This window comes from Amycolatopsis sp. NPDC047767 (assembly GCF_040704195.1).
Taxonomy (GTDB): domain Bacteria; phylum Actinomycetota; class Actinomycetes; order Mycobacteriales; family Pseudonocardiaceae; genus Amycolatopsis.
This window is the reverse complement of the sequence record NZ_JBEYSJ010000037.1, coordinates 18,915-40,061: the sequence shown is the minus strand read 5'-3', so window position 1 is coordinate 40,061 and position 21,147 is coordinate 18,915. Positions and strand designations below refer to the sequence as shown.

Below are 21,147 nucleotides of genomic sequence, written 5' to 3'. Positions count from 1 at the left end.
GCCGGGTCGTCCGAAGTGGACGGCCCGGCTCAGCCCAGCCGTTCGGCGGCACGCGGGGGAGCGGTGTCACTGTCGCCGGGTGAGATCGTCATCGGCCAGACCTCCTGCACCGGGTCCTTCGCCGATGCGACCCGGGCGAGCACGATCTCGCCGAGCCGCCGCCCGTAGGCCTCCAAGGACACCGCGAACGTCGTCAGCGACGGCACGAGGTAGTCGCACACCGGGTTCTTGCGGAACCCCACCACGGCCAGGTCGGCGCCCGGCCGCACACCGGCTTCGGCGAAGCGCCGGTAGAGCCCGAGCGCGAGCGTCTCCTGCGCCAGCATCACGGCCGTCGGTGCCGGTGCCATCGCCAGCAGTCGTTCGGCGAGCAGCCCGCCGCCCTCGGGCGTGTCGGGCAGGCGGATCTCGGCGGCCGGCTCGAGCCCGTGCGCGGCCAGCGCCTGCCGGCAGCCGCGGGTGTACTCCCAGGTGCTGTTGACCTCTCCGTCGTCGTAGGCCAGGGCGATCCGGGTGTGTCCGGCGGCCACGAGCCGCTCCACCGTCTCCGCCGCGACACCCTCGAAGTCCAGGTCGAGCCACGCGTGGCCCTCGGGCCCGCCGCGGCCGAGGGCCACGAACGGCACGCCGCGCTCGGTCAGCAGCTCCACCCGCCGGTCGACGCGGTGGGTGTTGGAGATGACGTAGGCGTCCGCGATGTGCCGGTCGACGGCGTTGACCAGGTACCGGTAGGGATCCTTGGCCGGCCCGACCGGCAGCAGCACCAGGTCCATCGAGCGTTTCGCGAGCTCCTGCTGCAGGCCGTCGCAGACGCTGAAGTAGAACGTCTCGCCCATCGCGGTGCGCGCGGTGTTGGTCTGCATCACGAGCGCGACGGTGCCGGTCGCGCCGCGGCGCAGTGTGCGGCCGGACTGGTTCGGCTGGTAGCCGAGGCGCTCCGCGGCCGAGCGGACGCGCTCGCGCGTGGCGTCGCTGACCTCGCCGCGCGCGTTCATCGCGCGCGACACGGTGCTGATCGACATGCCGAGCTCGGCCGCCAGCTCCCGGATCCCGACCCGGCCCATGCGTCCCCCATCCCTTCAGGTTGTCGCTCACAGTATCGCGGGTGGATCACCCACTGGCGCCCCGGAAACGTTTCCGGTAACGTTTCCGGTGGACGCGCCGAGGCGTCCGGTTGCCCGTGGGCGGAGGATCCATGCTCGAGTCACGTGTGGTGCGGAAGCTGTCGCTGAGACTGCTGCCCGTGCTGATCATCGGCTACTTCCTGGCGATCATCGACCGCGCGAACCTGGGGGTCGCGGCGCTCACGATGAACGCCGACCTGGGGATCGGCGCGGCGGCGTTCGGGTTCGCCGCGAGCGTGTTCTTCGTGCCGTACGTGCTGCTCGAGGTGCCCTCGAACCTCGCGATGGCCCGGTTCGGGGCGCGCTGGTGGATCGCGCGCATCCTCGTGACCTGGGGGATCATCTCCGCCGCCCACGCGCTGGTGTGGGACGTGCCGAGCCTCTACGTCGCACGCGCGCTGCTCGGCGCGGCCGAGGCCGGCTTCTTCCCGGGCGTGATCTTCTACCTGACGCTGTGGTTCCCCGCCGCGCACCGCGGCCGCATCATGGCGACGTTCACCGCCGGCATCCCGGTGGCGCTGATCATCGGCACCCCGCTGTCGGGCCTGATCCTCAACCTCGAAGGCTGGCTCGGCCTGCACGGCTGGCAGTGGGTGTACCTGATCGAGGGCGTGCCCGCCGTGCTGATGGGGATCCTGATGCCGTGGCTGCTGCCGAAGAGCCCGGACAAGGCGAAGTTCCTCGACGAGGAGGAACGCGCGTGGCTCACCGCCACGCTGGCGCGCGAGGCCGCGGAAAAGGAAGCGCTCGGCGGGAGCGGCAGCACCCGGCGCAAGGTGCTGAAAACGCTGCTGAGCCCGAAGGTGCTGATGTTCGCCGTGGCGTACTACGGCCTGACGAACCTCAACGGCGCAGTGTCCACGTTCCTGCCGCAGATCCTCAAGCCGTTCGGGCTGGGGAACACCGCGACCACGTTCGTCGCCGCGATCCCGTACGTGTTCGGGCTCCTCGGCATGCTGGTGCTCGGGCGCCTGGCCGACCGGCCGGGGCTGCGGGCGACGAGCCTCTACGTCGCGCTCGGCGTGTCGCTGGTCGGGCTGGTCGCGTCGGCGCTGTTCGACGCGCCGGTGGTGAAGCTCGTGGCGCTGTGCGTGGCGGCGTTCGGCGTGTTCGGGGTGCTGCCGACGTTCTGGGGCCTGCCGACGGCGATCCTCACCGGGGCGGCGGCCGCGGGTGGCATCGCGCTGATCAATGCGCTCGGCAACCTCTCCAGCGTCGTGAACCCGGCGGTGATCGGGGCGATCGACGCGAAGACCGGCAGCTTCGACGGCGGCCTGTTGTGGCTCGCGGCGATGTCGGTGGTCGCGATCCTGGCGGTCACGGTGATCCTGCTCGTCTGGCGGCCCGAGCGGCGGGCGCTGGTTTCCGTGTCCGGCCCGAAGCAGGAGGTCTGACGTGCGCATCGCCGAAGTGCGGCTGCGGCGGCTGAAGGGTGTGCTGCCGACCGACGGGGACCTGTGGGAGGACCGGCTGGTCCGTCCGCTCGACGTCTACCCCGAGTACCGCACCCGCGACGACCACGAAGGCGGGGTGCAGCGGCCCGGCGGGTTCGAGATCACCACGTACTTCGTGGAGATCGAGACCGACGAGGGCCTGATCGGGCGCGCCGGCCCCGTCCCGGAGACCGTGGCGTGGCTGGTGGCGCACGAGCTGCGGCCGCTGCTGCTCGGCCGCGACCCGATCGCGGGCGAGAAGCTGTGGGACCAGCTGCACCGCGCGCAGGTGCACGGACGCGGCGGCCAGCCGATGCTCGCGATCAGCGCGGTGGACAACGCGTTGTGGGACCTGCGCGGCAAGTGGCTCGGGCAGCCGGTGTACCGCCTGCTCGGCGGGCCGACGCGCGACGAGGTGCCGGCGTACGCGTCGATGCTCGGCTTCTCGGTGCAGGATCCGGACCGCGTGCGCGAGCGGGCGGTGGAGTTCCGCGACCGCGGGTACCGGGCGCAGAAGTGGTTCTTCCGCCACGGCCCGGCTAGCGGGTACGAGGGGCTGCGCGCGAACGTCGCGCTCGTGCGGACGCTGCGCGAGGCCGTCGGCGAGGACTACGACCTGATGTTCGACTGCTGGCAGTCGATGGATGTCACCTACGTGACGGAGCTGGCTTCGCGGATCGCCGAGTTCCGGCCGCGGTGGCTCGAGGAAGCCGTGATGCCGGACCGGATCGACGGGTACGCCCTGCTGCGGCAGCGGCTGCCGATCCCGCTCGCGGGGGCGGAGCACGAGTACACGCGCTGGGGTTTCCGGCGGTTCGTGGACGCGGGCGCGCTGGACGTGCTGCAGCCGGATCTGTACTGGTGCGGCGGGCTTTCCGAGGCGTTGAAGATCGCGGCCTACGGCACCGCCCACGACCTCCAGGTGATTCCGCACGGCCACTCGGCCACGGCGACGCTGCACTTCTCGCTGACGCAGTCGCCGGCCCACACGCCGTACCAGGAGGATCTGGTGAAGTGGAACCAGGTGCACCAGCTGTTCCTGGCTTCGCCGGTGAACCCGGCCGGCGGCGTGCTGTCCCCGTCGGACGCGCCGGGGCTGGGCATGGAGCTGGATCTGGGCCGCGCCGACGCCGACGACGTCGTTTTCGCTTGAGCTATCGGGAAAGCAGGGGAATGAACACGCCTCGCTGGTGGCAGACCGCCACCGTGTACCAGATCTACCCGCGCAGCTTCGCCGACTCGAACGGCGACGGCATCGGCGACCTGCGCGGCATCATCGGCAAGCTCGACCACCTGAGCGCGCTGGGCGTCGACGTGGTGTGGCTTTCGCCGGTGTACCCGTCGCCGCAGGACGACAACGGCTACGACATCAGCGACTACTACGGCATCGACCCGGTGTTCGGCACGCTCGCCGACTTCGACGAGCTGCTGGCGCAGGCCCACGCGCGCGACATCCGCGTGGTGATGGACCTCGTCGTGAACCACACGTCCGACGAGCACCCGTGGTTCGTCGAGTCGCGTGACCCCGCGAGCCCCAAGCACGACTGGTACTGGTGGCGCCGCGAGCCCAACAACTGGGGCTCACGCTTCTCGGGCCCGGCGTGGGAGCAGGACCCGGATTCGGGGGAGTACTACCTGCACCTGTTCTCGCGCAAGCAGCCGGACCTCAACTGGGAGAACCCGGAGCTGCGCCGGGAGATCCACCGGATGATGCGCTGGTGGCTCGACCGCGGAGTCGACGGGTTCCGCATGGACGTCATCAACTTCATCGCCAAGCCCGTCTCACTGCCCGACGCGCCACTGGTCGCCGGCGACCTCTACGGCGACGCGGAATCCTTGTACGCCAACGGTCCCCGTCTTCACGAGTTCCTGCAGGAGATGCACCGCGAGGTCTTCGCCGGCCGTGATGATCGCCTCCTGACCGTCGGCGAGACGCCCGGCACGTCCGTTGCCGATGCGGAGCTCCTCACCGACCCGGCGCGCCGTGAGCTCGACATGGTGTTCCAGTTCGACCACGTGGAGCTCGACCAGGGCCACTCGAAGTGGGACGTGCGGCCGTTCGACCTCGTGGCCCTGAAGCGCACGCTCGCCCGCTGGCAGGTCGGCCTGGCCGACCGCGGCTGGAACAGCCTCTACTGGAACAACCACGACCAGCCCCGCGTCGTCTCCCGCTGGGGCGACGACGGTGCTGATCGGGCGGTTTCGGCCAAGGCGCTGGCCACCGTCCTCCACCTCCACCGCGGCACTCCGTACGTGTACCAGGGCGAGGAGCTCGGCATGACCAACGTGCCGTTCTCCTCCATCGACGACTTCGCCGACATCCAGTCCCGCAACCACTACTTCGAGGCGACGGGCCCGTTGGGGCAGCCGCCTTCCGTCGTCCTGGCGGCCCTTCGCGCCCGCTCCCGCGACAACGCCCGCACCCCGATGCAGTGGGACGCCTCCGCCGAGGCCGGCTTCACCTCGGGTACGCCTTGGCTCCGGGTCAACCCCAACCACGTGACCATCAACGCAATGTCGCAAGTGGACGATCCGGAGTCGGTGTTTTCGCACTACCGCCGGCTGATCGCGCTGCGGCATGCAGAGCCGTTGGTGGTCTCGGGCCGGTATTCGCTGCTAGAGCCTGATCACCCTCGGCTGTTCGCGTTCACCCGCACTTCCGGTGACCACGGGCTGCTGGTGCTGGCCAACTGGTCAGGCTCACCGCTCGACCTGCCCTCCTCCGCCGTGGCCGGCTGGTCCGGCGCCTCCCTGCTCCTGGGCAACTACCCGGGGCCGGTGTCAGTGGGGGGTCCGCTGCGGCCTTGGGAAGCCGTCGTCTTCCGCCGCTGACGCCGCGTGAAGGCAACGACACTCCCGGCCGCCGCACCGAGCACCGCAACCGCGGCGGTCGCGACGCGGACGAACCCGGTGAAAGCGAGGCCGACCGCGAGCAGCGCGAAAGGCGCGAGCAGCACGGCCACGGAAAGCGAGACGGTGCGGACCAGAGCCCGCGCGCGCCGAGTGCGAGCGTCGGAGGTGAGGACCCGGTCGAGCAACTGCAGGAAGGTGAGGCGGTCGGTGCCCCGGGGGACGGTGGTCACCGGTTCGCCGCCGCGCTCGGTCGGCCGACGGTGCGCAGCGCGAGCGCCGGGGGCTCGCCCTGGTCGCGCAGGCGGCCGACGAACCGGTCCGGAGTCGGGCTCCGGTCGATGATCCGCGCGAAGGTCGCCGAAGGCTTGACCGGTCCTCGTGTTCCCTCGAGAACCACGCCTTCGCCGAGGATCCCCGCCACGGGGTCGCACAGATCTTCGACCAGCGAGAACACCGAAGGACCCTGCTCCGTTTCGAGGTGGAGCGCCGTGCCGCCCAACCCGCTCCACACGTCGATCGCGCCCGCGTGCGCGACCAGCCCGATGCGGCGCAGCATCGCGCTGCCGAGCGCGACCGGACCGCAGTGCTGCCAGTGGAAGTCGTAACCGTGCCGCTCACCCGAGCTCAACTGAGGCGAACACGCCAGGCGCGGGTCCACGCATCTCCCGCCGTAAGCCGTGTGGCTGATGGTGCCCCAGATCTGCGTCCAGTCGTGTTCGCCGATGTCACGGACCACGACGCGGCAAGGGGTGACTCGGCCGTCGACATCGAGCAGGCGGAGCTCCAGGTGCGGCCCGGTGAAGGTGATGCGCAACCCGGGAAGGCCGTCGCGGCCCTCATTCGGTTCGACCGGAGCCAGCAGCGCACGGAAGAACCGGGGCGCCGCGTCCTCGGCCAGGCTGACCACGAGCATGTCGCGGCGTGGGCTGACCTTTCTGAACACCCCGGGCCCGGTGGATCGGCGGGCGGAATGCCGGAGGGCGAGCAGGAGCGAAGTCTCCAGAACCCGCTGGTGCAAGGAATGTGCGGCCGGAATCATCGCATCTCGCGGAGTGGTCGCGCCGGGGAGATCGGCGCTGATCGCTTTGTGGGCTTCCTGATGCGTCTCACCGGTGAACCGGCGGCGGACCGAGGCGAGCTCGGCGACTGAGGTGGTCACGGCAGAGTCCTTCCTTCGTCACCGCCCGGCTCGGCGAGGAGGGAATCCAGCCATGGTTCTTCAGGCACCCACGGGGCGCGATCGGTCGTTCGTGCTGTTCGGTGGTTCTGTCGCCCGGGTTGCCGGGTGGGCGACACCAGCAGTGCCCGCACGGTGCGCGACGGAGCATAGCGCAGGGTGAGTTGCGGAGCTTCTCGCGCGGGGTTGTGCCGGCGGCGACTCACCCCGGTGAGGGAGCCGGCGTCAGGCGGCCGGCTTCCAGCCCAGTTCCGGGCCCAGCCGGGTGGCGATGTCCGTCAGGATTTGCACGTAGTCGGCGTGCTCGAAGGTGAACGGCAAGGCGAAGGCCACCTCCGAGACCTCCCGGAACCCGGCATCCGCGTACAGCCGCTCGGCGATGGACGCCGAGGTGCCCACCAGGTCTTCCGCGAAGGTCATGCGGGCGGGGCCGTGGGCCTTGCCGACGCGAGGGAGGCGGGAGGCGGCGTAGGCCTCGTACTTCGCGCGCTGCTCGGGGGTTGCGCTGTCGGTCGGGATGACGACCAGGCCCTGGGACACGCGGGCGTCAGGGCCGAGCGGGTGGTGGGCGCGGAACTCGCGGATCTGGGCGGCCTGGATGGCGGCGAAGTCGACGTGCGTGGCGTCGGGGTCCTCGACGCGCACGACGCTGCTGGCCAGGAGGTTCATGCGGTGCTCGCCGGCCCAGCGGGCGGAGCGGGTGCTGCCGCCGCCGTACCAGAGGCGGTCGGCGAGGCCGGGGGAGTGCGGCTGGACGCGGGGCGAGTACTCCTCGATGCCCTCGGTGCCGCTGAAGTCGGTGGCCTTCTCGCCGCGGATGAAGCCCAGGAGGCGCTCCACGCGCCGGTAGCTGAAGTCCTCGGCCGACGCCGTGTCGGGGTAGAGCGCGGGCGCGAGGTGGTCGTAGTGGCGCGGCTCGCCGACGCTCAGGCCCGGGTTGAGGCGCCCGCCGGAGAGGACGTCGACCGTGGCGAGGTCTTCGGCGAGGCGCAGCGGGTTCTCCCAGCCGAGGGGGATCACGGCGGTGCCCAGTTCGATGCGGCTCGTGCGCTGCGTGGCGGCGGCGAGCACCGCGACGGGGGAGGAGATCCCGAACTGCAGGTGCCGGTGACGCACCCACGCGCTGTCGAAGCCGAGCTCCTCGCCGAGCTGGATGACCTGCAGCGTCGACTCGTGACCGGCGGCGGGATCGGCCTCGTCGAACAGCCCGATCGTGAGGAAGCCCAGCTTGCGCAACGGTTCCGAGGTGATCGGCACGGCAGTTCCTCCTGGCTCCGGGTCCTGCCGCAGATCAACCTCGGCGGCGCCGGGATTGTTCCGGTTCCGGTGTGGTCTGGAGCACTTTGTCGAAGCCTCACGAGATGTCCGGTTTCCCGGACTGAAACTAACTTGTAACGGAGCGACGGTTCCGTTCCATCGGCCGGCACGCCAGAATCGCGCGTTGTGATCGCGTCAGAAATACATTCGGAGGCTTGCGATAAATCCTGAAAACAGGTACTGGCGCGAATCATTCGGACAAAGTTCCCGAACATTCGGATCGAGGCACATCCATGGTTGAACCTGCCCAGAAAACCGCAGCCGCGGGCACTTCGCCGAGAATGCGCAGATCGGTCGGTTTCTACGGCCTGATGTTCGTTTCGCTCGGCTCGATCATCGGCTCCGGCTGGCTGCTCGGCGCGCTCAAGGCGGCGAAGGTGGCGGGCCCCGCGTCGCTCGTGTCGTGGGTGCTCACCGCGATCATCATGGCCACGCTCGCCCTGATCCACGCGGAACTCGGCGCCGCCTACCCGGTCGCCGGCGGCACGGCCCGGTACCCCGCGCTCGCGTACGGAGTGCTCGGCGGGTTCGTCGGCGGCTGGGTGGCGTGGCTGCAGGCGGTGGCGCTGGCGCCGGTGGAGGTCGAGGCCAGTCTCGAATACCTCGACAACATCACCTGGATCAAAGAACACCTGAATCTGCTGAGCCCCTCGGGCACGCTCACCGCGAGCGGGTTCGGCTGGGCGACGCTGCTCATGGCGATCTTCACGCTCATCAACCTCGTCGGCGTGAAACTGCTGTCGGAAAGCAATTCGGCCACGGTGATCTGGAAGACCGCGGTACCGGTGCTGACAGTGGTCGTGCTGCTCTCGCTGCGGTTCCACCCGGGCAACTTCACCGCGGGCGGCGGCTTCGCCCCGCACGGTGCCCACGGCATCTTCGCGGCGCTGCCGGTCGGTGTGGTGTTCGCGTTGCAGGGCTTCGAACAGGCCGTGCAGGTCGGCGGCGAAGCCCGCGACCCGCAGAAGGACCTGTCGCGCGCGATCATCGTCGCGATGGTGATCGGCACGATCGTCTACCTGCTGCTGGAGGTCGCGTTCATCGGCGCGCTCGACCCGGCCGCGCTGCTCAAGGGCTGGGACAACCCGATCGCGCAAGGCTCGTTCGGCCCGTACGCCACGCTGGCGACCCTCGCCGGCGCCGGCTGGCTGTCGTACGTCCTCTACGCCGACGCCTTCGTCTCCCCGGCGGGCACCGGCATGCTCTACCTCGGCACGTCGGCGCGCCTGTCGTACGCGATGGGCCGCGAGCGCACGCTGCCGAAGGGGCTGGGCAAGCTCAACGTGCGCGGGGTCCCGGTGTGGTCGATCGTGGTGTCGTTCGTGGTCGGCGAGATCGCGTTCCTGCCGTTCCCGAGCTGGCAGTCGCTGGTCAGCGTGATCACGTCGGCCACCGCGCTGATGTACGCGTTCGCGCCGGTCTCGATGATCGCGCTGCGCAGGCGCGACCCGGACCGCCCGCGCCCGTACCGCGCGCCGATGCCGAAGGTGCTGGCGCCCGCGGGCTTCGTGGCCGCGAACCTGATCATCTACTGGGGCGGCTTCGACGTCACGTGGAAGATCATGATCGCCGTCGTGATCGGCTTCGGCCTGTTCCTCGTCGCGCGCGCGACGAGCCCGAAGCTGGAACGCCTCCCGATCGACTGGAAGGCCGCGCAGTGGATCGCGCCGTGGCTCGCCGGCCACGTGCTCATCGGCTTCCTCGGCCGCTACGGCGAGTCGGGCAACATCAACGCCCTGCCGGAGTGGATCGACCTGCTGGTGGTGATCGCGTTCAGCCTGGCCGTGTTCTACTGGGCCGTGAACGTCGCCGTCGACAGCGCCAAGGTGAAGGCGGCGGTCGAACGCGAGGCGCTGGAGCTGGCGGTGCAGTGACGTCGCGGGTGACCGGTTTCCCTTGCGGGAGACCGGTCACCGCGGTGCCGGAACGGGCGCGGGGCGTTCGGACGCTCACCGGCGGCGCCGCGAACCGGGTCGGCGCGGCCGATTCTCGCTTGCGGCGCGGCGCCGTACGCGATCATCCTCGGGTGCCATGACGACGAACCTCACCGAGTTCTACGGCCGCGGCACCGACGAGGACACCCGGCTGACCCGCTCGCCGCACGGCAGGCTGGAGTTCCTGCGGACGCGGGAGCTGGTGCGCCGGGCGCTGGACGGGAAAGCGTTGCGGATCCTCGATGTCGGCGGCGGGACCGGCGTGCACGCGCGCTGGCTCGCGGCGGAGGGGCACTTCGTGCACGTCGTCGATCCGGTGCCCTGCCACGTCGAGGCCGCGGCCGCGATCCCCGGCGTCACGGCGGAACCCGGCGACGCGCGGGCACTCCCGTGGCCGGACGCGAGTGCGGACGTCGTCCTGCTGTTCGGGCCGCTCTACCACCTCGTCGAGGCCGGGGACCGCGCGACGGCGCTGGCCGAGGCCCTGCGGGTACTCAGCCCCGGCGGGGTGGTGTGCGCCGCGGCGATCGGCCGTTATCTGTCGCTCCTGGAAACGGGGACGACCGGGCGTCTCGACGTGCGGATGGCCGCCGCGGTCGGCGAGGTCGTCGGCACCGGAACCTACGACGGTCACGTCGGGTTCGTTCCCGCGCATTTCCACACCGCCGCCGAGCTGCGCGCCGAAGTGCGGGCCGCCGGTGTGCGCGACGTCGACGTGTTCGGCGTGGAAGGCCCCGCGTGGGCCGCGCTCGACATCGCCACCGCCGACCTGCGAGACGAGCACCTGGACTCGGCGCTGCGCTGCGCGCGGATGGTCGAGCGGGATCCCCACCTGATCAACGCCAGCGCGCACCTGCTCGCCTTCGGAAAGGCTTGACCGGCAAGAAAAGAACTTGACCCAGCCACCAGACTCGCCGGTATGGGGTCGTGGGGGCGGTTGCAGCTGGTCGCTGTGTTCGGGTCGGCGGGGGAAGGCCTGGTGCTGTCGGCGATCCCGCTGCTGGCCGTGTCGATCACGACCGACCCGCGGGAGATCTCGCTGGTGACGGTGGCCGGGCAGGCGCCGTGGCTGGTGTTGTCGTTGTTCGCGGGCGTGGTGATCGACCGGGTGCGGCGGACGGCGGTGCTGGCGGGGGCGTACGCCGTGCTCACCGCGGCCGCCGTGGCGCTCGCCGTGACCGGGTCGCTGCGCGAGCTGAGCCTGCCCCTCGTGGCGGTGGTGGCGTTCGTGGTCACCACCGCGCAGGTGTTCGGCGACGGGGCCAGCGGCGCGCTCGTGCCGGACGTCGTGGAGCCCGGCCGGCTGGCGGCGGCGAACGCGCGGCTGCAGGTGATCGACCGGGGGCTGGTGCAGTTCGTCGTCCCGCCGGTCACCGGTGTGCTGCTCGGGGTCGGGGCGGGGATCCCGGCGTGGGGCGCCGCGGCGGCCGCGGTCGTGGCTTTCGCCTTGGTGCGGCGGATTCCGTCGGCGCCGCCGGTCAAGTCGCCGGCGCATCCGTTGCGGGACATCGGCGAAGGGCTGCGGTACCTGGTGGGCACGCCGCTGCTGCGGTCGATCACGATCACCGTCGCGCTCGGGTCGTTCGCGGCGAGCGCCGGCAACGCGATGCTGGTGCTCTTCGCGACGCAGGTGCTGCACCTCGGTCCCGTCGGCTACGGCGGGCTGATGGCGTGCCTGGCCGTCGGCTGGGTCGCGTCGTCGTTCGTGGTCGACCGGGTGGTGCGGCGGCTGGGGTACTCGTGGTCGATGCGGTGGGCGCAGAGCTGCGGGGTGGTGGCGCAGCTGGCGATCGCCGTGGTGCCGCCGTGGCCGCCGGTCGTGGGGCTGGTGCTCGTGTTCCTCACGGCGACCACGCTCGTGTGGAACGTCTGTTCCCAGTCCTCACGTCAGCGTTTCACGCCGTCGCAGCTGCTGGGCCGCGTGCTCACCAGCCACCGCGCGCTGGCGTGGGGCCTGACGCCGCTCGGCGCGCTCGCGGGCGGGTTCGTCGCCGCGCACGTCAGCCTGCGCGCGGTGTGGGTGATGAGTGCGCTGATCCAGCTGGCCGGCGCCGTGGTGGTGTGGTGGCAGCTCTCGCCCGCCGCCTTCCGCGACGCCGAGCGCGCTCAGGCCCAGCCCGGCCTCCGGACCTGACTCGAGTCCGTGGTCACGGGTCGCCGCGGTGCAGCAGGCCGAGCACGAGTGCGAGCGGCGGCCACGCGTCCCGCCCGCGGCGGGTGGCCGTGAACGAGCGCAGCCGCACGTCCGGCCCGGTCAGCGGCAGCAGCGCCACCTCCGGCCGCGTGGGGCGCGCAACCGGCAGCAACCCGACGCCCGGCCCGGCGACGATCAGGTCCTCCACGAGGTCGAGGCTGTCGGCCAGGTGCGTGACGCGCGGGGTGAACCCGGCCATCGACGCCAGCGTGCGCACCACGTCCTCGTCGGCGCGGTTGCGGGAGTTGCCGATCCAGTCGTGGTCGCGGAACGCCTCGAACACGGCCAGCGTGCCCTCGCCCGCCACGCGGCCCGCATCCGTCGCCGGCACCCCCAGGCCCCACGCGGCCGTCCACAGAGGACGGACGTCGAGCGAGCGGTCCGTGGTCGCGGGCGCGAGGTCGTAGTCGTAGATCAGCGCCAGGTCGACGTCGTCGGTCAGCAGCTGGGTCATCGCCTCGGCGGGTTCGTACTCGCTGATCACCAGCCGCACCCGCGGATGCGTCCGCGCCAGCCGGTCGGCCGCCGGAAGCAGAGCCCGCCGGATCGCCGTGGCGAAACCCGCGACCCGCACGGTGCCTGCGGGCTCCGCGTACGGGTCGAGGTCCGCCCGCGCCGCCTCCACTGCGGCCAGGATCGTGACGGCGTGCTCGGCGAGCCGCCGCCCGGCCGGGGTCAGGCGGACGCGGCGGCCGTCCGGTTCGAGCAGCGGCGCGCCCGTCTCCTTGGCCAGCGCGGCGATCTGCTGCGACACCGTCGACGTGGTGGTGTCGAGCACATCCGCGACGGCGCGCATCGAGCCGAGCCGCGACAGCTCGAGGAGGAACTGCAGCCTGCGGGTGTCCATGCCCTCATTGTCCAGGATTCTCGGACAGTACGTTCACGATCGGCACGTGGACACGAACGGTGGGCATCGGTTCTCCTGGACGCGTGCTCTCCTCCTCCACCCGCACCGGGGCGGCGCTCGCCGTCGCCGCGATGCTCTGCGTGCAGCTCGGCCTGGCCCTGTCCGTCGGCCTGTTCGACCGCGTCGGGCCCGAGGGAGCGGCGTGGCTGCGGCTCGCCTGGGCCGGGGTGCTGCTGCTCGTGCTGGTCCGCCCGCGCCCGTCGTCGTTCAGCCGCTCGACACTGCTCGCGTGTGTGGTGCTGGGGGTCGTCACGGCCGGCATGACGATGCTGTTCATGGCCGCCGTCGCGCGGCTGCCGCTGGGCACGGCGAGCGCGCTGGAGTTCCTCGGCCCGCTGACGGTCGCGATCACGCGCGGGCGCGGCGGCAAACGCCTGTGGCCCGTGCTCGCCGCCGTCGGTGTGCTGCTGCTGACCGAGCCGTGGGAAGGCGGGGCGGACCTGGTCGGCGTCGGCTACGCCCTCGCGTCGGCGGTCTGCTGGGCCACCTACATCCTGCTGACGCAACGCGTCGGCGACGAGGTGTCGGGCGTGCGCGGGCTCGCGGTGTCCATGCCGGTGGCGGCGATCGTGGCGACGCTGGTGCAGGGCCCGGCGGTGTTCGGGCACCTGTCGTGGGAGCTCCTGCTCGCCGGGCTGGGGCTGGCGATCCTGCTGCCGGTGGTGCCGTTCAGCTTCGAGATGCTCGCGCTGCGGCGGCTCAACGCGTCGGCGTTCGGCACGCTCATGAGCCTCGAACCCGCCATCGCGATGACGATCGGGCTGCTCGTGCTCCACCAGGTGCCCGACCTCGCCGCGGCCGCGGGGGTGCTGTTCGTGGTGGTCGCGGGCATCGGTGCCGAACGCACCGGCGCGCGGGAACCCGCTGCGGCGCCTTAGGTTTCGGTCAGGCGAGCCCGGCGCGTCCGCAGGAAGGCGCGTTCGGTGTCGTTGCCGGCCAGGCCGATCGCCTCGTCGTAGGCCGCGACGGCTTCCGTGGTCCGGCCGAGCCGGGTGAGCAGGTCGGCGCGGGTCGCCGGCAGCAGGTGGTACCCCGGCAGGTCCAGTTCGTCCACGACGGCCAGCGCCGCCGCCGGACCGTGCACCTCGGCGACGGCGACCGCCCGGTTGAGCGCGACGACCGGCGTCGGGGCGTGCCGCAGGAGCTGGTCGTAGAGCGCCAGGACCTGCGGCCAGTCGGTGGCCGGCCCGTCCGTGTGCACGGCGTTGATGGCGGCCTGCAGCTGGTACGGACCCGGCTGCGCGCGGCGCAGGCAGCGGCGCACCAGGTCGTGGCCCTCGGCGATCAGTTCGCGGTTCCACCGCGACCGGTCCTGCTCCGCGAGCACCACCAGCTCACCGGAGGGACCGACGCGCGCCGGCCGACGGGCTTCGGTGAGCAGGAGCAGCGCCAGCAGCCCGAGCACCTCCGGCTCGTCCGGCATGAGGTCGGCGAGCGCCCGCGCGAGGCGCACGGCCTCGAGACACAGATCCGTCCGCAGCAGCTCGCCGGAGGTCGACGTGTAACCCTCGTTGAACACCAGGTACAGCACGGTGAGCACGGGAGGCAGCCGGTCGGGCAGGTCGGCCTCGGCGGGCACGCGGTAGGGGATGCCGGCGTCGCGGATCTTCTTCTTGGCGCGCACGATCCGCTGGGCGACGGTCGCCTCCGGCACGAGGTAGGCGCGCGCGATCTCCGGCACCTCCAGCCCGCCGAGCAGCCGCAAGGTGAGCGCGGTCTGCGCGAGAGGCGAGAGCGCCGGGTGGCAGCAGGTGAAGATCAGGCGGAGCTGGTCGTCGCGCACGGGTCCCACCTCCTGCGGCTCGTCGGGCCGGCTCAGCAGCAACGCCTGCGCGTGGCGCGCTTCGCGAGTGGACTCGCGGCGCAGGCGGTCGATGGCGCGGTTGCGCGCGGTGGTCACGATCCACCCACCGGGGTTGGGCGGCAGCCCGTCGGCCCACTTGGTGACGGCCACCGCGAACGCGTCCTGCACGGCTTCCTCGGCGAGCCCGATGTCGCCGAGGAGACGCGTCAGCGTGGCCACGCAGGGGCCGTACTCCGCCCGGTAGACGCTGTCGAGGTCCATCGGCGCCTCAGCGCCGCGGGACTTCGCCGAACGGGCGCACCTCGATCGCCTGGCCGCAGGCCAGCGCGCACTTCTCGGCCCACGCCAGCGCCTGGTCGAGGTCTTCGCACCGGATCACCCAGAACCCGCCGAGCTGTTCCTTCGTCTCGGCGAACGGGCCGTCGGTGATCGTGACCGTGCCGTCGCCGGGCCGCACGACCGTGGACGCGTGCGAGGGCTCCAGGCCGCCGACGAACACCCACACCCCGGCGGACTTCATGTCCTCGGTGACCTTGCCGGTCCGGGCCAGCATCGGCTCGAAGTCCTCCTCGGGCTCCGGCTTGCTCTCGTCGAGCTGGACGGCGAGCAGGTACTGCTTCATGGCGGGCTCCTTCGCTCGGGCGACCGGTCCGTTCGCCGGTCCCTCACCCTGCCCACGAACCGGCTCGACGCCATTCGACACCACGAAGGGAAAAACTTCTCGCTTTGCCGCGTTCTCGCCGCTACGCGTCGGCCAGCAGTTTCTCGCGCTTGCTCGCGTAGTGGATCGCCCACGCGGCGGCGCCGAACGCGAGGCCGGTGAGCGGGTTGCCCATGGCGATCTTGGCGAACGCGAGCCAGCCCGTGCGGTCCTGGTCGTAGAGGTACTGCTGCACCAGGAAGCGCGACGCGAAAACCAGCGTGGCCGTGGCGGTGGCCAGGTCGTAGCCCAGCCGCGAGCGCCGGTCGGCGAGCCAGGTCATCTTCTCGCTGTTGACCAGGCTCCACACCACGCCGACCAGCGGCCGGCGCACGATGATCGACACCGCGAGCACCACGAAACACGCGAGGCTGAACCAGATGTCGGACAGGAAGTAGCCCTTGGCCGAGCCGGTGAGGAACGCGATCAGCGACGTGATCGCCACCCCGACGAAACTCGACACCGCCGGCTGCAGCGGCTTCTTCAGCACCACGGCCAGCACCACGAACACCACACCGGACGCCACGGAGGCCACGATCCCCGGGATGAGCCCCGCGAAGGAGTTCACCACCACGAACACCAGCGACGGCAGCGACGACACGAGCAGGCCCACCAGCCCGCCCGTCCGCTCCCACGCCGTGCGCGGCCGTGACTCGGAGGCTGACCCGGCGTCGTCCCGCCGGGCTTCGGTCTTCGTCCCAGGTCGCTCCACACCTCCGATTGAAACGGGCGGGAACTAGGCAAACTCCTAGCTTGGGCCCACGGTCGGGTGGTCCCGGCGGTCACCCTGCGTGGGTCCGGCTCGTGGTGAGTCCGCCCACACCCGCCGGGACGGCCGCCCCGCGGCGCAGGGAGCGGTCGGTTACCTGGGAGTGCGTACTTCTGGATCACCCCCGTGCTCCTTAGGCTGGGGCCATGCACGTGGAAATCTGGAGCGATGTCATCTGCCCGTGGTGCTACCTCGGGAAGGCGCGGTTCGAGGCGGCGCTGGCGGGGTTCGAGCACCGGGACGAGGTGGAGGTGACGTTCCGGTCGTTCGAGCTGGACCCGTCGCGCGACACGGTGGAGCCGTTGCAGGAGATGCTGACCGCGAGGTACGGGCCGCAGGCCGTCGAGATGGAAGAGCGCCTGGCCGGGCTCGTCGCGGAGGTCGGGCTCGGGTACCGGTCCGACCGGGAGATCGGCAACACCTTCGACGCCCACCGCCTGATGCACCTCGCGCGCGAGCGCGGGCTGGAGCACCGCATGGTGGACGCGTTGTTCAAGGCCAACTTCGCCGACGCGCGGCCGCTGTTCACCGGGGACACGCTGCTCGACGTGGCGGTGGAGGCCGGACTGGACCGCGAGGACGCGAGCCGCGTGCTGGCCGATCCGGCGGCTTACGCGGACGCCGTGCGCGCGGAGGAGCGGGAAGCGGCGCAGCTCGGCGCGACCGGGGTGCCGTTCTTCGTGCTGGACCGGCGCATCGGCGTCGCGGGCGGGCAGGCCACCGAGGTGTTCGCGCAGGCGCTCGAGCGCGCGTGGAGCGGGCGCGCCGCGTGACCGGCGGCCACTGAGCCCACCGGGTCCACTGTGGACGAGCTGCTCAGCCGGACCAGCCGCTGAGCCGGTTGAGCAGCCGTTCCAGCACTTCCGGGTCGGCGGCGACCGGCGCGCCCGACACGGGCTCGTCCACGAGGGTGCGGCGTTCCTGGCGGCGCGGCAGGCGGACCTGGCCCGCGGTCATGCCGCCGGGCAGTGGCATCTCGCACCACGTGAGGCGGCCGTTGCGCAGCGGCTCCACGCCGATCTGCTCGCCGGGCGCGGTGCGCGGCGGGTTCGGGCCGACGAGGTCGTCCTCGATCTCGACCACGAGCACCTCGCCGCGCAGCTGCAGGCGCACGGTGATGAACGCGGGGGCGGCGGAGTTGCTCTGGTCCACGATGTCGCCGACGAGCCGTGACGTGACGGCCGTGACCTGTTCCAGCATCGGCAGGAGCGACCAGTCCGACAGGATCAGGCGGACGAACAGCTCGGTGCACGGAACCGCACTGGGCTGAGCCACCAGTCGGAGATCGTCCACCTGGGTGGTGCGCGTGCTCAAGCCTCACCTTCCTCGTCGGCTCACTGCCGCCCTCCGCGAGCGGGACCGGTTGGGGCATCATGCCATCGACCTCGCGGCGGTTCGCGGCGGGAGGTCGATGTGTGTACCCGCACGGTCACGCATCCGGATTCGCTGGGTGAACGCCCCAGGTCACGGCTTCGCGGTACCCGCCGTGATGGTCGAGGCGCCCGCGGGTTCGCCGTGATCAAGGTCCCGGCTCGTCTCGGGCCCCGGCGAACCGGCGAGATCCGCTCAGCTGTCCTTTTCGCCCAGGTCCCAGTACAACCCGGTCATGATCGCGACGGCCTCGCGGGCCAGGGGAGCGAGCAGGTGCTCGTCGGGTGCGTGCTGCGCGCAGGCCGGGTACGAGTGGGGGAGCCAGATCGTCGGCAGGCCCAGCACTTCGGCGAACGCGTCGTTGGGGATCGTGCCGCCGAGGTTGGGCAGCAGCACGGGCGCGCTGCCCGTGGTGCGGGCGACGGAGCCGGCCGCCCAGCGCACCCAGGGGTGGCCGGGATCCGTGCGCGTCGGCGGCCGGCTTTCCGTCACGGCGACCTCGACCATCGGGAAACCGTGCTCCGACAGGTGGTTCCGCAGCGCGGGCTCGAGCCCGGCGAGGTCCGTGCCCACCACGGACCGCAGCTGCAGGGTCGCCTCGGCGCGGCCGGGGATGGCGTTCACCGGTGACGCGGGCGAGCCGGCGAGGAACGCCAGCACCTCGACGGTGTTCCAGCCGAACAGCCGTTCCGCCGGCGTGAGGTCCGGTTCGCCCCAGTCCTCGTCGACGGCCGGGTCGTCCGCGCCGCCGCCGACCGGCACGGACGCGAGCGCCTGGCGCACTGACGGCGGGACCGCCGGGGGACGCAGTCCCGGTACCAGGATCCGGCCCCGGCCGTCCACAAGGGACGCGATCGCGGCGGCCAGTGTGGTGGCCGCGTTGCGGAGCACGCCACCCCAGTTGCCGGAGTGGTGGTCGCGCGGGCGCAGGTCCGCGGTGAGCGTGAACTGCGTGACGCCGCGGGAGCCGAGGAACAGCGTCGGCCGGTCGGCCCGCACGCGTGGCCCGTCGGAGGCGATCAGCACGTCCGCGCGCAGTTCGTCGCGCAGCTCGCCGCACACCTCGACGAGGCCGGGGGAGCCGCGTTCCTCACCGGTCTCGACGAGCACGACCAGGTTGAACCCGAGCTGCCCGCGCGCCCGCAGCACCTCGCGCAGGGCGAAGAGGTTGACCGTGTGCTGGCCCTTGTTGTCGGCCGACCCGCGGCCGTACCAGCGCTCGCCCTCGGCGATCAGCGTCCACGGGTCGAGGCCTTCGCGCCAGCGGGGTGCTTCGCCGTTGACGACGTCGCCGTGGCCGTAGAGCAGCACCGTCGGCCGGTCGGCGGACTCGTGGCGCGTCGCCACCAGCAGCGGGCACTCGGGCGCCACGGGATTCTCGGCGACGCGGGTGCGGCAGCCCAGGGCTTCCAGCGCGGGGGCGAGCTCGTCGGTGAGGTACGCGCGCAGCCGCGGGTGCCCGTCGGCGAGGTTGCTCTCGGTCCGGTACGCCACGCGGCGCGCGAGCTCGGCGAAGAGCTCGCCGGAGTCGAACCGCTCCAGGGCCTGGTCGATCGTGTCCGCGCGCTGCATCGAGCACCTTCCGTCGGGGACGCCGGGTCCGTTGTAGCACCCGGCGCCGACGAAAATGGACTCAACCTTTTCGCGGTCCCGCTCGTCTGACCGGTCATGTACGCGCGCGAGGACCGGCATGGCCCGAGGTGACAGCGAGTTCGCGGACTTCGTCCGCGCGGTCTCGCCGCGGCTGCTGCACGCCGCCTACCTGCTGACCGGCGACCGGCACCAGGCTGAGGACGACGTCCAGACCGCCCTGGTGCGCACGTACACGTCGTGGCCGCGGATCCGCAAGCAGGACCCGTTCGCCTACGCGCGCAAGGTGCTGTCCAACCACGTGATCGACCGCTGGCGCCGCCCGTACCGCGAGCAGGCCACCGAGGACGTGCCCGAGCGCGCCGTCGAACGCGACTTCACCGCCGGCGTCGCCGACCAGGAGTGGCTGATGCGGGCCCTGGCGCCGCTGAGCCCGCGGGAACGCGCGATCGTGGTGCTGCGGCACTTCTGGGACCTGTCGGAGGCCGACGTCGCGGCCGAGCTGAAGGTGTCGCTGGGCACCGTGAAGAGCACCAACTCGCGGGCGCTCGCGAAGATGCGCATCACGGCCGCCGACCGGCGCTCGTGCGCGGCGGGGCAGGTGTCGTGACGGATCTCGAAGCGCTGCGCGGGGTGCTCACTGAGCCGCCCGCCGTGGAATTCTCGGCGGTCGACCTGGCCGGCGTGATGCACCGGGGACGCCGGCGCCGCCACCTGCACCGCCTTTCGGCCGCCGCGGCGACGGTGGTCGTGCTGGTCGGCGTCGTCGTGGGCGCGCAGCTGCTGCGGACGCCGGATGCACCCGCGGTGACCACGCTGGCCGTGACGGCCGCTCAGCCCGAACAACGCACCGCGGCGCCGATCGGCGACGTGGTGGGCACGAGGATCGTGGACCCGGAAGGCGAGGTGGTGCTGTTCTTCGAGCGCACCCCGGCGCTGCCCGACAGCTCGCCGTACCAGCTCGTGCTCGGCCACCGCACGGCCGGCGGCGTCACCGCCGAGCTCGCCACCGGCTCCCGCGCGAGCTCACCCGGTTTCCACGCCCTCACCGCGGGCCGCCCGGGCCGGGACGTGCCCCTCTACGGCTACTACTCCGGCCCCGCCACTCGCATCACCGCGGACGTGAACGGCCTGATGTACGGCGCCGACACCCAGCGCGTCGACGCCTTGGCAGTCACGGTCTTCTGGTTCCCCCGCCGCGACACCACCGTCCTGGGCGGCATCACGACGTTGCCGATGAACGCGTACAGCACGGTGGGGGACTCGTTGCCCAAGTGACCGCTCAGACGGCCCGCGCCGCTTCCCAGGCCGCGCTCGCGCTGAAGTACGTGTCGTAGATTTCCTGGACCTCCAGGAGGCTTTCGGGGGCCGCCTTGCCGTACGCGATGCGCTCGAGGTGGCGGAAGTACTCGAAGCGCTCGACGCCGGGGGCGATGACGATGAGCAGGTCGGCGTCCTCGCCCGGGGCGGCGGCGAAGGCGTGGGTCAGGTTGGGCGGCACGACGACGAGGTCGCCGCGGTCGGCGGTGACGACGGTGTCGCCCGAGAGGACCTGGACGGTGCCGCCGAGGACGTAGAACAGTTCGGCCGAGCCGGCGTGGTGGTGGGGCGCCGCGCCGTTGGCGCCGTCCTTGAGTTCGACCTGGATGGTCGACAGCGCGCCGCCCGTGGCGCTGCTGTCGGCGAGCAGCTTGACGGTCGTGGGCGCGCGGCCGATGACCTCGGCGTCGCCCGACCGCACGATCACGGAGTCGTCGAAGCTGGGAATGACGATGGACATGTGAAGCCCCCAGGAAGTCCGTCGTGGGATCGCGGCGGCGCCGGATCCGCGGCGAACGTACCACGCCCGCCGCCGGCCGCGCCGCCGTGAATTTCCCCAGCGCGCCAACGGTTTTGGGTGACCGGCACACGGCACTGGCCAAGAGGAGGGGTACCTCCGTATAGTAGAGCGGAGGCACCCCTCCTCTTACGCAC

20 protein-coding genes are annotated in these 21,147 nt (G+C 71.8%); 10 read left to right on the top strand and 10 right to left on the bottom strand.

Annotation, left to right across the window (positions count from 1 at the left end; translation table 11 throughout):
- Window positions 1-29: 29 nt before the first annotated feature.
- Window positions 30-1,064, bottom strand: coding sequence for a substrate-binding domain-containing protein (locus AB0878_RS41020; protein ID WP_366587010.1), 1,035 nt, complete (start codon window positions 1,062-1,064; stop codon window positions 30-32).
- Window positions 1,065-1,195: 131 nt separating this feature from the next.
- Here AB0878_RS41020 and AB0878_RS41015 point away from each other — a divergent pair, with 131 nt between their 5' ends.
- The 3 genes from AB0878_RS41015 to AB0878_RS41005 are packed head-to-tail and all read left to right on the top strand — an operon-like array spanning window position 1,196 to window position 5,389.
- Window positions 1,196-2,518, top strand: a complete 1,323-nt coding sequence (locus AB0878_RS41015; RefSeq protein WP_366587007.1) for an MFS transporter — start codon at window positions 1,196-1,198, stop codon at window positions 2,516-2,518.
- 1 nt (window position 2,519) lies between these two features.
- The gene (locus AB0878_RS41010; RefSeq protein ID WP_366587005.1) at window positions 2,520-3,710 is read left to right on the top strand and encodes an enolase C-terminal domain-like protein; all 1,191 of its coding nucleotides are present in this window, start codon (window positions 2,520-2,522) and stop codon (window positions 3,708-3,710) included.
- A 20-nt stretch (window positions 3,711-3,730) separates the two neighbouring features.
- A complete protein-coding gene (locus tag AB0878_RS41005; protein WP_366587002.1) occupies window positions 3,731-5,389 on the top strand; it encodes an alpha-glucosidase in 1,659 nt (552 codons plus the stop codon).
- A gap of 247 nt (window positions 5,390-5,636) precedes the next feature.
- Here the strand turns inward: AB0878_RS41005 and AB0878_RS41000 are convergent, their stop codons facing one another.
- Window positions 5,637-6,569 (bottom strand): hypothetical protein, encoded by a 933-nt coding sequence (locus AB0878_RS41000; RefSeq protein WP_366587000.1) that lies wholly within the window; start codon window positions 6,567-6,569, stop codon window positions 5,637-5,639.
- Window positions 6,570-6,812: 243 nt separating this feature from the next.
- Window positions 6,813-7,844, bottom strand: coding sequence for an LLM class flavin-dependent oxidoreductase (locus AB0878_RS40995; protein WP_366586997.1), 1,032 nt, complete (start codon window positions 7,842-7,844; stop codon window positions 6,813-6,815).
- Window positions 7,845-8,185: 341 nt separating this feature from the next.
- Between AB0878_RS40995 and AB0878_RS40990 the strand changes: the two genes are divergently transcribed.
- The 3 genes from AB0878_RS40990 (at window position 8,186) to AB0878_RS40980 (ending at window position 11,972) form a co-directional block, all read left to right on the top strand.
- Complete coding sequence (locus AB0878_RS40990) at window positions 8,186-9,778, top strand: APC family permease (protein WP_366586994.1); 1,593 nt, start codon at window positions 8,186-8,188, stop codon at window positions 9,776-9,778.
- 157 nt (window positions 9,779-9,935) lie between these two features.
- A complete protein-coding gene (locus AB0878_RS40985; protein WP_366586992.1) occupies window positions 9,936-10,715 on the top strand; it encodes a methyltransferase domain-containing protein in 780 nt (259 codons plus the stop codon).
- Between the two features lie 42 nt (window positions 10,716-10,757).
- Window positions 10,758-11,972: an MFS transporter gene (locus AB0878_RS40980; protein WP_366586990.1), complete on the top strand. Its 1,215-nt coding sequence runs from the start codon at window positions 10,758-10,760 to the stop codon at window positions 11,970-11,972.
- A 13-nt stretch (window positions 11,973-11,985) separates the two neighbouring features.
- Here AB0878_RS40980 and AB0878_RS40975 read toward each other — a convergent pair whose 3' ends face one another.
- The gene (locus tag AB0878_RS40975; RefSeq protein ID WP_366586987.1) at window positions 11,986-12,879 is read right to left on the bottom strand and encodes a LysR substrate-binding domain-containing protein; all 894 of its coding nucleotides are present in this window, start codon (window positions 12,877-12,879) and stop codon (window positions 11,986-11,988) included.
- An 83-nt stretch (window positions 12,880-12,962) separates the two neighbouring features.
- On the opposite strand from AB0878_RS40975, the gene AB0878_RS40970 reads away from it, so the two are divergent.
- Window positions 12,963-13,817, top strand: coding sequence for an EamA family transporter (locus AB0878_RS40970; protein WP_366586985.1), 855 nt, complete (start codon window positions 12,963-12,965; stop codon window positions 13,815-13,817).
- On the opposite strand, the gene AB0878_RS40965 is transcribed toward AB0878_RS40970, so the two are convergent.
- The 3 genes from AB0878_RS40965 to AB0878_RS40955 all read right to left on the bottom strand — a co-directional run bounded on the left by AB0878_RS40965 (window position 13,814) and on the right by AB0878_RS40955 (window position 16,155).
- A complete protein-coding gene (locus AB0878_RS40965) occupies window positions 13,814-15,004 on the bottom strand; it encodes an RNA polymerase sigma factor (protein ID WP_366586982.1) in 1,191 nt (396 codons plus the stop codon). The genes AB0878_RS40970 and AB0878_RS40965 overlap by 4 nt on opposite strands.
- Before the next feature lie 7 nt (window positions 15,005-15,011).
- Window positions 15,012-15,365, bottom strand: a complete 354-nt coding sequence (locus AB0878_RS40960) for a YciI family protein (RefSeq protein ID WP_366586980.1) — start codon at window positions 15,363-15,365, stop codon at window positions 15,012-15,014.
- Window positions 15,366-15,486: 121 nt separating this feature from the next.
- Window positions 15,487-16,155 carry a DUF3159 domain-containing protein gene (locus tag AB0878_RS40955; protein ID WP_366586977.1) on the bottom strand — a complete coding sequence of 223 codons (669 nt, stop codon included), beginning with the start codon at window positions 16,153-16,155 and terminating at the stop codon, window positions 15,487-15,489.
- Window positions 16,156-16,358: 203 nt separating this feature from the next.
- Between AB0878_RS40955 and AB0878_RS40950 the strand changes: the two genes are divergently transcribed.
- Entirely contained in the window at window positions 16,359-16,985 is a 627-nt protein-coding gene (locus AB0878_RS40950; protein WP_366586975.1) for a DsbA family oxidoreductase, read from the top strand.
- Window positions 16,986-17,028: 43 nt separating this feature from the next.
- Here the strand turns inward: AB0878_RS40950 and AB0878_RS40945 are convergent, their stop codons facing one another.
- Both AB0878_RS40945 and AB0878_RS40940 read right to left on the bottom strand, forming a co-directional pair.
- On the bottom strand, window positions 17,029-17,526 hold the full coding sequence (locus AB0878_RS40945) for an ATP-binding protein (RefSeq protein ID WP_366586972.1): 498 nt from the start codon (window positions 17,524-17,526) through the stop codon (window positions 17,029-17,031).
- A 252-nt stretch (window positions 17,527-17,778) separates the two neighbouring features.
- A complete protein-coding gene (locus AB0878_RS40940; protein ID WP_366586970.1) occupies window positions 17,779-19,155 on the bottom strand; it encodes a M20 family metallopeptidase in 1,377 nt (458 codons plus the stop codon).
- Between the two features lie 118 nt (window positions 19,156-19,273).
- Here AB0878_RS40940 and AB0878_RS40935 point away from each other — a divergent pair, with 118 nt between their 5' ends.
- On the top strand, window positions 19,274-19,783 hold the full coding sequence (locus AB0878_RS40935) for a SigE family RNA polymerase sigma factor (protein WP_366586968.1): 510 nt from the start codon (window positions 19,274-19,276) through the stop codon (window positions 19,781-19,783).
- Complete coding sequence (locus tag AB0878_RS40930) at window positions 19,780-20,451, top strand: hypothetical protein (RefSeq protein WP_366586965.1); 672 nt, start codon at window positions 19,780-19,782, stop codon at window positions 20,449-20,451. Before AB0878_RS40935 ends, AB0878_RS40930 begins: the two co-directional genes overlap by 4 nt.
- Window positions 20,452-20,455: 4 nt before the next feature.
- Here AB0878_RS40930 and AB0878_RS40925 read toward each other — a convergent pair whose 3' ends face one another.
- Window positions 20,456-20,953 carry a cupin domain-containing protein gene (locus AB0878_RS40925; protein ID WP_366586963.1) on the bottom strand — a complete coding sequence of 166 codons (498 nt, stop codon included), beginning with the start codon at window positions 20,951-20,953 and terminating at the stop codon, window positions 20,456-20,458.
- Window positions 20,954-21,147: the final 194 nt, after the last annotated feature.